Below are 17,322 nucleotides of genomic sequence, written 5' to 3'. Positions count from 1 at the left end.
GACCAAAGTCTCTTTTTTTGTTAGTCTATTTTAGTTGTTTGAGATACTTTTATAATTAAAGATTTATCAGTTGCAGCGTGAGAAGTTAAATCACTTAATGCAGATGAATAGATTGGTAGGCTAATTTCAATATCTAATTTTAATTCTTTTTCTTGATCCTTATTACTAATAGTTAAATGAGATTCTGTAATAGATTTTTTTGTTATTGTAGTTAGAAAAGGATATAATGTCATGTTGTTTTTTAGTCCTATTATAGATGAATTATCTTCCTTTTTCTTACTTGAATATAAACTAAATGTTTGTTGAGATTTATATATTTTATTTGTTTTATCTTGTATATCTACAATTAGTTCTTTTAACAATTCTGCTTGTAGATCAGATCAAATTGTAGAAATATCATTTAATTTAATTTTTGTATCAAAATGTTTATGTGTTGTAAGTTGTTCAACAAGTAGTTTTAAGCTACCATTTTTTATAATTTTCTTTAGATTGTTTTGTGGTAATGTGATATTTAGAACATTATCATTAGGATTATTCAAATCTATGTGTCTAAACCCTTGGAAAGTAAATTCTTTTGTTATTGTTGGATCATTTAGCTTGTCAGGATGATCATCGGTATTTGAAACTTCTACTTTTATACCTAACTCTCCGGTATTATCGTTGTATCTTGCAGCTACTATTTTATCTTTATATAAAGTCCTATTTTTTTCATCATAAGTAAATAGTAATTCCTTAATACCTTTGTTAAAACCAGCAAAATTATCGTCAAATAATTTTAAGTTCTTATTATTAAGTTCTTCAAAATTAATAACATTGCCCGATTCTTGTAATTTTTCATAAGGTTTATTATTTTCTATGTATAGTAGCATATAAGCTAAAAGAGAAGGGAAAACACCTTTTATTTTTTCACTTATTACTTCTTTTTGTTTTATATAATCATTTTTATTTCATTTGTTTTCTTTTTTATTTTCTGGTATTTGAAATCCAGTAAAAATAAAGTCTATTGTTTTAGAATCATTATTTTTTGTGAATTTAATTTTAACTTTATCAATTGTGCCTTTTTCTTTAACTGTAATAGGGGTATAATTGTAATCAAATTCAATTTGATATTTTTCTAGAATTTTTTTATAATCCTTAAATATAAAATCTTTAAATATAGTTCTTTGTTCAACTTTTAAATTAATTCAAGCCGTTACAGCATCCATCTTATTATATTTTGTTATATGTTTAAACGAAAATTCATGCTTCAAATCGTCTAAATCTGAAAAGTCTGTTTTACTTACTTCAGAATCATTTGGTTTTTCATGTGGTTGTGGCTCATCACCTTGTGGTTCATCATTAGTATTATTAGAACTATGGTTATTACTTGAATCAGAATTATTATTTCCTGGTGTTTTAGGTTCCTTAGGTTGATCTTGTGGTTGATTATGAGATGGTTCATCCGGCATACCGGGGCTAGGTTCACCATCGGGTTTTACTTCTTCATTTGATTTATCAGAATTATGTTTTTCATCACTTTCTGGTGCATCTTCAGGTTGTTTAGGTTGATTTTCTGGAGTTTTATTATTTGGAGTTTTTGGAGTTTCAATAGGTTTTTTATCATTAGTTGAACATGAAACTACACTAAAAACAGTAAGAGTTGAAACGGGTAAAATTGCTAAAATTAACTTACTAAACTTTCTCATAATCTTTTCTCTATTCTATATTGCAACTTAATAATATAACATATTTTATTAATTTTAACAATATAAAAAAACTCTAGTTACTAGAAACTAGAGTTTTACAATAATAGTTATTTTAATAAATTAATTGATAAATCTTTAGTTGATTCTAATCTAATATCAGCATCAACACCAATTCCAATACAATAAATATTTGCAGCTTTACTTGCTTTAACTCCAGCAATTGCATCTTCAATAACAACACATAAACTTGGATCTAAGTTTAAAAGTTGACTTGCTTTTATAAAAATATCAGCAGCTGGTTTTGAGTTTTTAATTTCACTTGGATCAACTAAATAATCAAAATCATTAATTAATTCAAGTTTAGTTAAAATATCTTTTGCATTAAAACTAGAACTACCTAAACAAATCTTAATATTATTAGTTTTTAAATCTTTAATAAAATCAACTATTCCTGGTAGAATTCAACTTTTATCTATACTTAATAAAGCTTTTTTATATAAAGTATTTTTATGTTCTAATAAGTTATTAAATTCAGATTCATTTAATTTTAAATTATAAGAATTTAAAATTACTTGTAATGATTCTTTTCTACTTATTCCTCTTAATTTATCTAAAAAAGATTCATCTAAATTAGTAATTCCAATAGTTTTAACAGCTTGAGATCAAGCTAAAAAATGTAATGGAGCAGTATCTGTAATTACTCCATCTAAATCAAAAATAACACCTTTAAATTTCATTATTTTATTTTAAACACTTTCATAGAAATTGGTTCTAAACTAACTATATTATTAGTTTGAATTTGATCAGAAATTAAATCAGTTTTATTAATTAATTCATCTTTTTTAACTTCTAATTTTTGATCTGAGTTATTTACTAATATTAAATAAGTATTGTTATCATCATATTTAATAAATTCAATATAGTTTTTATCATCATCAATTAATGTATATTTTAAAGTACCATATGATCCTAAAACAGGATGAGTTTTTCTAACATGAATTAGTTTTTTTAAATAATTAAAGATTTCATAATTTCATTGATCTTTATTTCAATTCATACATTTTCTATTTAAAGGATCATGAGCTCCATCTAAACCAATTTCATCTCCATAATAAATACTTGGAGCTCCAGGTAACATAAATACTAATGAATAAGCTAGTTTAAATTTTCTAACATCATTTCCACATAATGTTAATAATCTAGTAGTATCATGACTTGTTAAACAGTTTAACATTCCTTTAAATACATTTCTAGGATAATTATTTAAAACTTCAGTAGTTTTGTCATTAAACTTAGATGGTTTAATTCATTTAGTTACAAACTCACAAATTGGACTTGTAATCATGTAGTTAGTTACACCATCAAATTGATCTCCTTTTAATCAAGGATGAGCATAACCTCAAATTTCACCAAGTATATAAACTGGTTTATTTTGATTAACTGTTTTTCTAAAATCTCTTCAAAACTCGTGATCAACTTCGTTTGCTGCATCTAATCTTCAAGCATCAATGTCAAATTCTTTAATTCAATAATTAGCAACTTTTAATAGATATTTTTTAGTATCTTTATTATTTGTATTAATTTTTGGCATTACTTCATGAAATGCAAAAGTAAAGTAGTTATTAATTTTTTTATGATTATTATTTTGATCAACTATTTCTTCTTGTAGTGGGAATTTATTAATATAGAATCAATCTTTGTATTTTGAGTTTTCTTTGTTTTTTAAAACATCTTGTCAGAATTTGTTTCAATATCCAGCGTGATTAAACACAGCATCTAACATTATTTTAATATTTCTTTTATGACATTCTTCAACTAGTTTTTTAAATGTTTTTTTATCTCCAAAATTAGGATCAATTTGTAAATAATCGATTGTGTCATATTTGTGATTACTTTTTGCTTTAAAAATTGGACATAAATATAACCCATTAACACCAAGTTCAACTAAATGATCTAAATGATCAATAATTCCTTGTAAATCTCCACCAAAAAAACTATCATAAGTTGGATTTTGAGAATTTCAAGCTAAAGTGTTTTTTGGATCATTACTTTTATCTCCATTTGCAAATCTTTCTGGAAATACTTGATATCACACAGTATCTTTTACTCATTGTGGTAAATTATAAACATCATTTGGATTCATTCAAGCATAATTAAATCCTCAACCACCTGTGTTTATCGTTTTAAAATCATCAGTTTCATAAAAACCTTTTTCACCAAAATAGCAATGATCATCTTCAATTCCAAATAATTCAAAAAAGTAAGTTAAACGTTTAAATTCAGGTTTTACTTCTACAAATCAATAATCATATAACTTAGTTGATCCACTTTTAGTCATTTCTTTTGGTTTTAAGTCAATATAATCACTACCTAATAAGTAATGACCACGTAAAAAAGGATCACCATGATGAATAATTACTTTTTTTAGATCATCTTTTCTAGTTCTTAAAATAATATGAATATAGTCTTTATCATAACAATAAGCCATATTAGATCTTTGTTGATGATGAACTGCAACTCTATCTATTAATTTCATAAATCTCCTTATTAAACTTAAGTACATAAAAATTCTAAATTAAGTTTTAAAAAATAAAATTATATTTTATTTACTTATTAAAAAATATTGTTTATACAACTAAAAAAAGCATCATTGATGCTTAATTTAGTTTAAATATTCTCATAGATAAAGGTTCTAAGTTTACACATGTTGAAGTTTGTTTAGTTTGAGTTAATAAATCAGTGTTGTTTAATAAATCAGCATGTTCAATTTCAACTTGATTATCACTATTATTAACTAAAATTAAATAATGAGATTTAGTATCAGTTTTAATGTATTCTAAACATTGTTTTTCTTCATCATATGATTTGAATTCTAAATATCCATAAGATCCGATAACTGGGTTTTCTTTTCTTACTCTAATTAGATTTTTTAAATGATTAAAAATGTCCATATTTCATTGAGATTTATCTCAAATCATACATTTTCTACATCCTGGATCGTGAGCTCCATCTAAACCAATTTCATCTCCATAATAAATACTTGGAGATCCACATAAAGTAAAGATAATAGAATAAGCTAATTTTAATTTGTTTGGATCATTTTCACATAATGTTAATAATCTAGCTGTATCATGACTTGCTAAACAGTTTAACATTCCAGGTCATACGTTTTTTTGATATAAGAAAAGAACATTTGTTACTCTATTTTTAAATTTTCTTACATCAATTTCTCTAGTTGCTACAAAATCAACAATTTGTCTAGTTAGAACATAGTTCATAACTCCATCAAATTGATCTCCTTTTAATCAAGGATTTGAATCATTTCAAACTTCTCCAAGAATATAAGTGCGTTTCTTTTCATTTACAACACTTCTAAATTCTCTTCAGAAATTATGATCAATTTCATTTGCAACATCTAATCTTCATGCATCAATATTAAATTCTTCAACTCAATATCTTGCAACTTCTAAAAGGTATTTTTTAACTTCAGGATTACTTGTATTTACTTTTGGCATATAACCAGTAAATGCAAATGTGTAATAGTTTAGATCTAAACTGTTATTTTCAGTTAGATTTTCATCTAATTTTTCTACAGGAAATTTGTTAATATAGAATCAATCTTTATATTTTGATTTTTCTTGATTTTTTAATACATCTTGTCAGTAAGGATGTCAGTAACCAAAGTGATTAAACACAGCATCTAGCATCACTTTAATGTTTCTTTTGTGACATTCTTCAACTAGTTTTTTAAATGTTTTTTTATCTCCAAAGTGAGGATCAATTTCAAAATAATCAATAGTGTCATATTTATGATTAGTTCTTGCTTTAAAAATTGGACATAAATATAACCCATTAACACCAAGTTCAACTAAATGATCTAAATGATCAATAATTCCTTGTAAATCTCCTCCAAAAAAGTTATCTGCAGCAGGAGCTTTTGAATTTCAAGCTACTACATTTTTTGGTGAAATTTCAGGATTTCCATTTGCAAATCTTTCTGGAAAGATTTGATATCAAATAGTGTCTTTTACTCAGTTAGGAACATTGAAAATATCGATTTCATTCATTCAAGGAAAACTAAATTGACCAGTTTCTACACTTTTTAGTTTTTCAAGAGGATAAAATCCTTTTTGACAATAATAAATTCTTTCATCATCACTAACTAATTCAAAGTAATAAGATAAACGTTTAAATGGTGGTGTTACTGAAATAAATCAATAATCATAAATTTCAGTTGAACCAACCTTTCTCATAGCGTTTTTTTCTAAGTTTGAATCATAGTTGTTTGTTTCAACTGTAACTGTTGGTGCAAAAGGCTCACTGCTATGTAAAATCACTTCTTGTAAGTTATTTTTTTTAGCTCTTAAAATGATATGAACTCTATCTTTATCATAACAATAAGCCATGTTAGATTTAGGTACATGTAAAATAGCTGCACGCTCTATATTTCCCATCATTTCTCCTTTTTAAAAACTAATATACCTAATTAATCTTAATTCATTTTTTATTATTGTATAGGTTTATTTATCAATTAGTGCTTTTTATTGTATAGACAAGATATAGGTGTTGTTAGTAAACCTTTATAAAAAGAAATTATTAATAAATATAAAATTAAAATGAATAATGCATTTTACATAGGCTGTATGCATTATATTGAAAAGAGATAAATTTTTTTAAAAAGAGATGATAGATTATGAAAAAGATTTTGACAATGTTATCAAGCTTAGCTATTATTGGTAGTTCTACTTTAGCAGTAATGGCATGTAATAACAGAAAAGCTAATGAAATCTGGGTTCAAACAAACAAAATTTGATTACCTAGTTATGAAAAAGCTGCAAAAAAAGTTAATAAATCATTCAAAGATAGAGGTTTTGATTGACAAATAAAACTAAAAGAAATAGATATCTTCCAAGAAAAAGATATTATTGCAACTAGAGGAATTAGAGATAAAGCTGTTTCAGATATTTTTACAGTTCCAATCGGAGACTATGTTTTGTATCTAAATAAAAACAATCTATATGATATGACTGATTTAATCAAAAATAAATTAGTTAATGATAAAGATGGTCAAGAACGTTACGGAATAAAACCAGTAAGCGGAAAATCAGGTTTAGAAGGACTTGATATGAAAAATTCAAAAGATGAATTGGCTTGAAAATCAGCTATTGCTCCAAACCAAGAAGGTAAAGCAATGTTAGGATTTGTTCCAATGGCTATTGAAAACCAATTATGAATTTTTGATGAAAATCGTGTTGGAATTAAAAAAGAAGTTAAGGATGGTCAAAAATACACTTATTTAGTTGGTGATGAAATTAAGGAAGTATCAGACTTAGAAAAATGAGACGAAAAAGCTCCTGAAAAGGCTAAAAATCAACCTAAAGCTTCTATTGAAAATATAATAAAAATTAATTTAAGCAAGAAAAATAATGTAAAAATTAGTGATGCAGATAATAAGAACCATATAGATACATCTAAAGGTGCCCCATTTATTTTCTTAGACGCAGCGGGTTCATTCATAGGTGGTATGCTATTAAATTCAATCTTAGTAAATAACCTTGAAAAAATAAAAGAACTAAAGGCTGATTTTGCTTCAGATGGTTTAGTATGAATTAAAAAAGGGGTTAAAGATCCAAAAACAAAAAATAAAGATGATTACGACTCAATTTTTGAAAATTCAATGTTTAGTGAAGATCTTAAATTAGTTGGAGACACTGTTACTAATTATGTAAAATCACTAGGTGGACATATTGAAGCATTATATGGAGGTAATGCAGGTCAAGTTGGTCAAATTTTAGCAAATGCCAGAAGAGATGGTGTTACTGCAATGACATTAGCAGGTTCATATGAAGTTTCAGGAAAATTAAAAGAATTGCAAGATGGTCATAAAGTATATGCTGAAGCTCTAATGAATCAAGGTAAAAAAGCAAAGGATCCTAAATATGGATTTGCCTCAATTGGAGATATTACATTTGGTAATGGGAAACATAAGATAACAGGATTTGCTGGTGGTTTTGGTTGAGGAATTAAATCAACAATTGATAAAAGAGTTGCTGAACAAAAAGATGAAAAAGGTAAAGTTGTTCCAAATGGACTAAAACTTTCTAAAGCAGAAGCAGCAATGGAATTTATTAAAGAAATTTCAAGTGAAGAGTATGCAACTGATTTAGCATATGGTGATGGAAAAATTAGTCCATTTAAAAAAGTTGGAGATCATCTTGTTAAACAATTAAAAGAAGGAACAGGCATAAATCCAAAACATAATGATGGTCCTAGTGCAGGTAAAAATAAAACTGAAGCTGAAATAAAAGAAGAAAAAGAAGTAAGAACAATTTTAGGAAATGCATATGAAAGCATTTTGGAATCTTACCAAGGTAATGGAAAAGATGGTCAAATTGCTTCAAGAGCTAATAATGAGTTATTTGGTATCTATTGAGATACATTTAGTGAAGCATTCGGAGCAACACTTAACCCAGAAATTAACAAGAACAAGGATAGTTTTTCTACAGTTTTAGCAAGACTATACAAAGACAAAAAAATTAAATACGTATTTGGATAATTTGAGATAATAATTTTAACTTATTGCCAATTAAAAAAATTGGCAATTTTTATAGGGGAACTTATGGAAACTAAGTTATTTTTTGGACATAAAACACACATTAAAAAACCAAACGCTTATTTCTTGTTAGCAATTTGTATTGTATTTGTTATAGCAATTAGTGCTTCTCTACTAGTTTCATATAGCTATCTTGTAAGAGAAATAAAGATTCTAGTAGATTCAAATACAGTATCAGATTCAACAGAATTAAATAAAATAATTGGTTCAAAGAGATCTAATTTTTTTAAATATTATTTGTTTAGATACATATTAAATACTATAACAGTTATTATATTTGCTATATATTGTATATTTGCAATTAATAGAATAACAGTTGGTTATGTATTTGTTGGACTATGATTAATAGTTTGATTTGGTTCAGCTTTTGGTGAACTAATATTATACAGAACTTTATCTACTATAAGTATTATAAATATTGTGTTGTTTGTGTCAGTTTTAATAAGTTTCTATTTTATAGTAAAAGATATCTCAGAAAATAAAAGACAATTAAGATATCAAAAAACAAAAAAAAGAGAATATAGTTTCTAGAAAGTGAGGTTAGTATGAATAATATAGAGTTTTATAAAGCCTTAAAAACTAAAGAAGAGGTTTATAGTGCTCTTGAAAAGATTAGCTATAAAGAATTTGAAGAACTTTTTATAGAATTAGATGAAGTTCAAAAGAATGCTGTTAATAGTAATTATACTTTTTCAAATAAAGAACTAGCTAAAATATTTTTTGAATTTGCTAAAGACAATATTAGTAAAAATATGTATGGCAAATTAAAAGAAAACTTTGCTTTATATTTATCTAAAGATGACAATAATAAATTTGTTTTTAATATTAAAAATATTGAAGATAGTTTTATTGGAAAAGATGAAGAATATATCTATGAAATGTTCAAAATAAAAGCCCGTAAAGAACTTACTAAGATTATTTTTAACGAAAAAAAACAAGAGTTAAAAAATATAAAAACTAAATCTAATAAAATGTATGTTGCTTATTTATCATTTATAAATAAATTTACATATGATAATAAAAATAAATTTATAGATATTACGTATAAGATAGCTAAAAGAAAAGTCACTGAATTAAACTTATTATTTAGTACAAACGATTATTCATATTATGTAAAATCACATAATAAAAATCCAGAAGAATTTAACGCTAGAAAAAAAGAAATTTCTAAAAAAATAAAAGAAGATGTGTCTAACTTAAATAAAGAAGTCAAAGGTGTTAAAAGGGCTGAAAGTTTAAGTGAAATTTATAAACAAGGTATTGATTATAGTTATGATTGAGAAGTTGCATCTCTAAATGCAAAAGCAGAAGAAAAGTATTTAATTAAAAAAGAAGAAATTGAAAATTACTACATACCAAACATCAAAATAGCAAGAGAAAATTATTCAAAAATTTTAAAAGAAAAACAAACCTATAAAGAAATAACTAAAAAAACACTTCAACAAGCAAAAGAGTCTTATTCAACTGATTTAGAATTTGCTACAACAAAAAGTGAAAAGAAAAATCTGAAATTAGAATATAAACAAAGAGTTAAAGATATTAAATCAAGTAATGAAGTTAAGAGAGCTAAAGAAAACTGAAGTTTCTTAAAACACAATTATAAAACTGATTCAAATAAAAATAGACTTGAATATGTTGCTGAGTTAGAAAATATAAAAAATAATTTACCAATTGAATACCCACAATGAAAACAAATTTTGTGTTATGTATTTGGTTGATTCCCTGGAATATCAGCATTAATAAATAAACAATATAAAAAAGCAGCGCTATTATTTGCTTCAATTCCATTATTATTAGCATTTTCGCTATATTCATGAGGAATTGGAAATGTTGGAGGAAATGGAATTTTAGGACTTGTAAACTTTGGAGCTGATAGAGGATTTGATGCCGATGGTCGTTTCTTCTTAGTAGAAGGAGTTATATCTATAGTTCTTATCTTCTTAACTGTTATATCAATATTTGCTATTTGAAGCGATTCTATTAATAACGCTAAGAAGATGAGAATAGGTTCTAGACCTAATAGATTTAGTCAAACAAGAACATTTCTAAAATCTCATGGTATTCCTTATATTTTATCATTACCTGCAATCATTGGTATTCTACTTATAGTTGTTGTGCCAATTATTTGTACAATAATTATTGCATTTACAAACTATGGAAAAGGACAAGATCCAGGTAACCCAGGACAATTTATTCAATGAATCGGAATTCAAAACTTCAAAGATATATTTGGTGGATTATACTTTTCATCATTTAAATATGTTATGACTTGAACATTTGTATGAGTTATTTCTACTACTATATCAGTAATTTTTGTAGGTTCTATATTTGCCTTATTAGTAAATCACGACAGATTAAAAGGTAAAGCAATCTTTAGATTGATATTTATATTACCTTGAGCTGTTCCTGCATTTATTATGATAATGGTATTTGCAATTCTTTTATCAAGTGCGGAATTCAACCAATTTACTAAGAAATGAATAAATGTAGATGGATGAACTTCTAAACAAACTCAAGCACGTGTTGTCTTAATTCTATTACAAACTTGATTAGGACACTCATATATGTTCTTATTAATCACTGGAGTTTTACAAGGTATATCTAAGGATTTATATGATTCATCAACAATTGATGGTGCTTCAAAATTCAAACAATTACTAAAAATTACTATTCCTTTAATTCTTGTACAAGTAGCTCCATTATTAGTTGGACAATTTGTATTTAACTTTGGTAACTTTGGAATCATTTACTTGTTTGGTGCTAACCAAAAAGTTATTCAACCAGGTGGTGGTTTCTATCCTGGAGAACCAGGTATTACAGATATTCTAATTTCATTCGTATTTAAGATTTCATCACATCCATTAAACTATAGACATGGTATTGCTGCAGCGTTCATTTTATTCTCATCTGCTATTGTTATTTCTATTTCAGCAAGTGGATTTAGAAAAATGAGTGCATTTAAAAATTAGGAGGTAGATTATAATGGCTGAAAATATTCAATTAGATAGACAGAAAACCACTGAAAAACCATTGATTTTTTCAAGTCTTTTAAAACCTGTTAAAGAATATAATTTTGCAAGTTTTAAAAAATCTGGTGACTGATCTATTATTAAATCTAAACTTCTAAAAGATGAATCTATAATAAGTACGAATAAAATAAAAGAATATAAACAATTTCTTGCAGATAATTATATTTTTGGTAATGTGGTTGATATTTATAAAAAATTTACTAAAGATGAAAAATTAATTGAAGGTTTGTTGTTATTATTAATGGCAAATGCTTATTCTTCATTTAGTGATAAAAGCAAATTCAATATTCTTGTAGCTAATCAAAAACTTAATGAATTAATTGAACAAAAATATGTTTCAAAAGAATTTATTAAAGAAATAGAACAATATTCTAAAAAATATTCTTTAGATGATTTTGACCACTTCTCATTTAAAAATCTTTCTGACTATGAGTTTCTTTCTAATTGAAAAAAGATTAATGCAATTATTGTTCATTATTTTAAACAAATTAACCTTGAAAAATTAGGTAAACTTATAGCAAGCGAATTTTTATTAACTTATGAAACACATAGAGAAGCAAAAGACTTTGTTTCATCAAGTTTAATTCAACATGAACATTTAGCTGAAGATTATTCATTTACTAAAATTAATGATTTATTAGAATCAATATTTAATGAATTAGTAGAAATGAATACAGAACAAATTTTGATTCAAGAGATAATATTCCTCTTATTAAAGAAATCTTTAACTTATCAAGTTCAAACTAAGAAAAAGAGTCTATGAACTAAGTTTTTAGAAAACAGAAGATCAAAAGAAAAATTTAGATTATACTGTAGTGAAGAAATAAACGACACTATAGCTAAGGAATTTAGATTATTAACACATCCACATATTTTAGAAAAACCAGAAGAAAAACTTCCTGAAAATAAAGAGAAATTTGTTCATTACAATACTATTAAAATTAATGGCAAAAAAGTTAAGGTTGATCCTGAATCACTAAAATATGCTAAATTTATATTTAAAAATAAAGATAAAATTGATTTTCAAGCAAGTTTATCTGAAACGTATTTCAGATCTAAACATTTAAGTTTTAACAAATATAGTAAACACTTACTAATAATTAAATTATCTAGTTTGGCTTATCTATACCCATTAAAAATTAATGAACAAAAAATAGACTTTAATAAAGCAAAACAATTATTTGAACAACTAATAACAAAAACAGCTTTTGAAATTTCAGAAGAATTTGGAAATAATCTATCAAATATTTTAAAAAGTGAAGATACTTTAAAAAATGAAGTTTTCACAAAACTTGGTTTAGATAAATTAGACCGCTACAAATTATGATCTAAATATGTTGCAGTTAATAAAGCTATTTATAAAGATCTAAAATTAAATACAAAAATTACTGAGGCTTCAGTTATATATGAAATATTAAAAAACGAAGTATTTGCTTTTGAAACATTTAAAAAATCTCATTCAATATTAAGTAATTCAGAAATTTCATATAATGATATATCAAAATACCAAAGCGAATTAATAGCAGAAATAGAAAAAGATCTTAAAAAAGAAAGAAATAATGCCTATGTTAAATATGTAAGATTTTTAACAGAAACATTTGGAAAACTCCACTTATCAGATAAACCTCCTTTAAGCATATATGGAAAAATAGGGTTAGGATTCACATATTTAATTTTAATTATGTGGGCATTACTAATAATAGTTCCAATAATGCAAGTTGTGCTACAAACATTTAACTATTGATCATCAAATGATGCAACATCTCAAGGAAGTAAGATAGGAACAGAAGGAAGATTTGATTTCCAACGATTTGCGTTTGGATTTAATAACTTCGTATTCTTGTTTACTAGAACCAAATTTATATATTGAACAATAAATTCTATAGTAATTGCAACTGTTACAATGATAGTTATGGTTTTTGTAACAGCAATGATAGGTTACGCCTTTTCTCGATTTAGATTTAAAGGAAAACGTATAAGCTTAATGAGTGTTATGTTAATACAAATGGTTCCTACTGTTTCTAGCTTTATTGTTTTCTATATATTATTCCAAGTATTAAATAAACACTTTGGTGTTCCTGGTCAAGTAATGATTACATTCATCTATATTGGTGGAGGTATCCCTGGAAACGTGTTTGTTTTAAAAGGATATTTAGACAATATTTCAACAGATATTGATGATGCAGCAAAAATTGATGGATGTAGTACTTGAACAGTATTTACTAGAATAATTGTTCCATTAGCTAAACCAATGCTTTCAGTTATTGCTTTATGATCATTTATTGGACCATTTGGTGATGTTCTATTACCTAAATTATTATTAAACGATCAAGAAGAATGAACAATGGCTACTGGATTAAATAGCTTATTGGGTCAATCAAGTTTCATTGCACAAGGAGCATTTGCTGCAGGTTCATTATTAGTTGCAGTTCCTATTAGTACACTATTTATTATGTTACAAGGAAATATTACAGGTGGATTATCTGGAGGAGTAAAAGGTTAGTATGAAAGTTGAATTAAGAAATATATCAAAAAAATATGAAGGTAACTCATTTTATACATTAGAAAATATTGATTTAACAATTAATGATAATGACTTTTGTGTAATTCTGGGTCCATCTGGATGTGGTAAAACTACTTTATTAAGAATCATAGCTGGATTAAACTCAATCACTAAAGGTGATCTATTATTTGATGGAGTTAAAGTAAATAACCTTTTACCAAAAGACCGTGATATTGCTATGGTATTTCAAAGTTATGCTTTATATCCTCACTATAATGTTTATAAAAACTTAGCCTTTGGTTTAGAGATGAAAAAAGAAAAAAAAGAAATCATTAACCATAGAGTTAGAGGAGCAGCCAAATTATTAAATATTGAAAAATATTTATTTAAAAAACCAAAAGAACTTTCTGGAGGACAACAACAACGTGTTGCTTTAGGAAGAGCAATTGTTAGAAAACCTAAACTATTTTTAATGGATGAACCTTTATCAAATCTAGATGCAAAACTAAGAGAATCAATGAGAACTGAATTAGTTTCAATTCACAGAATTTTAGGAACAACTACAATTTATGTTACTCATGACCAATTAGAAGCTATGACAATGGCTACTAAAATTGTTTTAATGAATAACCAAGTTATTCAACAAGTAGGAAAACCTGAAGAATTTTATAACAAACCAAACAACTTATTTGTTGCTAAGTTTATTGGAACTCCTACTATGAACGTTTTAGAAGGTAAACTTGAAAAGAATTACTTTATTTCAAATATAAATAACTATAAAGTAAAATTATCTGATGAAGAATTAGAACTAATTAAAAAAGAAGAAGTTACAAAACTATATTTAGGAATTAGAAGTGAAGATGCTCAATTAGTTGATGCTAATGATAAATCTGCTAATATAGTTGCTAATGTAATTAATACTGAGTTATTAGGAATGAACAAACAAGTAACTTGTGAATTAATGCCAAATAATAACTTTGTAATTACTACTTCAAAAGATAATGATGCTAGAATTGATGATAAAGTTGGTATTAAGATTCACAAATACCACTTATTTAACGGAATTACAGAAAACCGTATTGGTTAAATAATTACTATATATTAGATTTACTTTTATAAAAAATAGACACAATCTATTTATAATGTGTCTATTTTTATTGATAATAATAAGATTAATAATTAATAGGAGTAATATGAAAACAAATATAGATGTTAATATTAAAAGACTATTTGAAGTTGATCCTTGAAAACTAGTTGAAAACAAATTACCAGATAATTCTTATGATTTTAGATTAAGTGAATCAATTACTTCTTTAGGAAATGAGTATTTAGGAATGAGAGGAAACTTTGAAGAAACTTATTCAGGTGATACTCATAAAGGATGTTATGTTGGTGGGTTATGATATCCAGATAGAACTATAGTTGGGTGATGAAAAAATGGATATCCTCACTATTTTGGAAAAGTTATTAATGCAGTTAATTTATTAGGATTAAATGTAGTTATAGATAATACTGAACTTGACTTATTTAAACAATCTTTAAGTTCTTATAAAAGAACACTAGATTTAAAACAAGGAGTGTTAAGTAGAGAATTTGTAACTAATATTAATGATAAACAAATTAAAGTAGAAACTGAGCGCTTTGTTTCAATTGATACTAAAGAACTTGTAGCTATTAAATATAGTATTACAAGTAATAAAGATATTAATTTAGATTTAACTAGTTATATTAATGGAGATGTAATTAATAGAGATTCAAATTATAAAACTAAGTTTTGAACTCATTTAGATTCATCAAGTGATGATCATTCTCAATTAGTAGTATCTAAAATGGTTGAAAATAAGTTTGATATAGAACGTTTTAGTTATGCTTGTTATGCAACAAATAATTTTAATTTAAACCCAAGTTTGATTGAATCTGATCATTGTGATTTATATGCTAAAACTACTTATAAATTTGATTTAAAAGCTAATCAAACTTTAACATTTTATAAATTAGTTACTTTAGTACATTCTTTAAATTATTCTGAAGATAAATTAAAAGAAAATGCTATTAAGATTAATGATCAAATTAGTAAATTTGACTATGAAAAATTAAAAGAAAAACACGTTAAATTATGAGATAAAAGATGACAAACTAGTGATGTTAAAATTATTGGTTCAGATTTAGATCAACAAGCAATTAGATTTAATTTATTCCAACTATTTTGTACTTATTATGGAAATGATGATCGTTTAAATATAGGTCCTAAAGGATTTACTGGTGAAAAATATGGTGGAGCTACTTATTGAGATACAGAAGCTTATTGTTTACCTTTATATTTAAAAACTTCAGATCCAAAAATTAGTAGAAATCTATTAAAATATAGACACAATCATTTAAATAAAGCTATAGAAAATGCTAAGTTATTAGGATTTAAAGGTGCTTTATATCCAATGGTTACTTTTAATGGTGTTGAATGTCATAACGAATGAGAAATTACATTTGAAGAAATTCATAGAAACGCTGCTATGGTTTATGCAATTTATAATTACACTAACTATACAGGTGATTTTGAATACATTAAAGAATATGGTATGGATGTAATGGTTGAGATTAGTCGTTTTTGAGCTGATAGAGTACATTATCATAATCTAAAAGATAAATATTTTATTCATGGGGTAACTGGACCAAATGAATATGAAAATAACGTTAATAATAACTGATTAACTAATTTAATGTGTCAATGAGTATTAACTTATACTTTAGAAATGTTAGATAAATTAAACTTAGATAAAACTAAATGAAATTTAACTAATAGTGAAACAGATAAATGAGTTGATATTATTAATAAAATCTATTTACCATATGATAAAGATTTAGATATTTTTGTTCAACACGATACATTTTTAGATAAAGATTTAAAACATAAAGATTTATTAAGTAAAGATGAAAGACCTTTAAATAAAAACTGAAGTTGAGATCGTATTTTAAGAAGTGTTTATATTAAACAAGCTGATGTTTTACAAGGTATTTATTATTTATGAGATAAATTTAGTAAAGATCAAATTACTAAAAACTTTAAATTCTATGAACAATTTACAGTTCATGAATCTTCACTAAGTCCATGTGTTCATTCAATAATTGCAGCAAGAATTGATTTAATGCAAAAAGCATATGAATTTTATAATAGAACTGCTAGATTAGATTTAGATAATTATAATAATGATACTGATGATGGATTACACATTACAAGTATGACAGGAAGTTATCTAGCAATTGTTGAAGGATTTGGTGGAATGATTGTTAGAAACAACATACCTTGTTTTTCTCCAAAACTACCAGAACAATGACAAGGTTATGAATTTAATATCAACTTTAGAAACCGTGTTTTAAAAGTTAAACATCATAAAACTGAAGTTGAAATTCAATTACTAGAAGGACAAACTTTAACAATTAATTTATTTGATAAAGAATATCTTTTAGAATCAAAAATTAAAGTAGAGGTTTAAA

10 protein-coding genes are annotated in these 17,322 nt (G+C 25.4%); 6 read left to right on the top strand and 4 right to left on the bottom strand.

The features are described 5' to 3' along the window. Positions 1-20 precede the first annotated feature (20 nt). From D500_RS03590 to D500_RS03575, 4 genes are all read right to left on the bottom strand, one after another. Positions 21-1,685, bottom strand: a complete 1,665-nt coding sequence (locus D500_RS03590; protein WP_008362615.1) for an LppA family lipoprotein — start codon at positions 1,683-1,685, stop codon at positions 21-23. 107 nt (positions 1,686-1,792) lie between these two features. Further along, on the bottom strand, positions 1,793-2,422 hold the full coding sequence (gene pgmB, locus D500_RS03585; RefSeq protein WP_008362614.1) for a beta-phosphoglucomutase: 630 nt from the start codon (positions 2,420-2,422) through the stop codon (positions 1,793-1,795). Further along, positions 2,422-4,221: a glycoside hydrolase family 13 protein gene (locus D500_RS03580; RefSeq protein ID WP_239759415.1), complete on the bottom strand. Its 1,800-nt coding sequence runs from the start codon at positions 4,219-4,221 to the stop codon at positions 2,422-2,424. Before D500_RS03580 ends, pgmB begins: the two co-directional genes overlap by 1 nt. Before the next feature lie 121 nt (positions 4,222-4,342). After that, on the bottom strand, positions 4,343-6,139 hold the full coding sequence (locus tag D500_RS03575) for a glycoside hydrolase family 13 protein (protein WP_320415080.1): 1,797 nt from the start codon (positions 6,137-6,139) through the stop codon (positions 4,343-4,345). Between the two features lie 239 nt (positions 6,140-6,378). Here D500_RS03575 and D500_RS03570 point away from each other — a divergent pair, with 239 nt between their 5' ends. From D500_RS03570 to D500_RS03545, 6 genes are all read left to right on the top strand, one after another. Beyond that, positions 6,379-8,241, top strand: coding sequence for a hypothetical protein (locus tag D500_RS03570; protein WP_008363547.1), 1,863 nt, complete (start codon positions 6,379-6,381; stop codon positions 8,239-8,241). 63 nt (positions 8,242-8,304) lie between these two features. Continuing rightward, positions 8,305-8,829, top strand: coding sequence for a hypothetical protein (locus D500_RS03565; RefSeq protein ID WP_008363549.1), 525 nt, complete (start codon positions 8,305-8,307; stop codon positions 8,827-8,829). A gap of 14 nt (positions 8,830-8,843) precedes the next feature. Continuing rightward, a complete protein-coding gene (locus D500_RS03560) occupies positions 8,844-11,267 on the top strand; it encodes a carbohydrate ABC transporter permease (RefSeq protein WP_008363551.1) in 2,424 nt (807 codons plus the stop codon). A 13-nt stretch (positions 11,268-11,280) separates the two neighbouring features. Continuing rightward, positions 11,281-13,830, top strand: coding sequence for a sugar ABC transporter permease (locus D500_RS03555; RefSeq protein ID WP_008363553.1), 2,550 nt, complete (start codon positions 11,281-11,283; stop codon positions 13,828-13,830). 1 nt (position 13,831) lies between these two features. Next, the gene (locus D500_RS03550; RefSeq protein WP_008363555.1) at positions 13,832-14,917 is read left to right on the top strand and encodes an ABC transporter ATP-binding protein; all 1,086 of its coding nucleotides are present in this window, start codon (positions 13,832-13,834) and stop codon (positions 14,915-14,917) included. A 106-nt stretch (positions 14,918-15,023) separates the two neighbouring features. Further along, positions 15,024-17,321, top strand: coding sequence for a glycoside hydrolase family 65 protein (locus tag D500_RS03545; protein ID WP_008363557.1), 2,298 nt, complete (start codon positions 15,024-15,026; stop codon positions 17,319-17,321). Position 17,322: the final 1 nt, after the last annotated feature.

The organism is Mycoplasma feriruminatoris (assembly GCF_000327395.2).
Lineage (GTDB): Bacteria > Bacillota_I > Bacilli_A > Mycoplasmatales > Mycoplasmataceae > Mycoplasma > Mycoplasma feriruminatoris.
The sequence above is the reverse complement of the archived record's forward strand: the minus strand, read 5'-3'. Positions and strand labels throughout refer to the sequence as shown.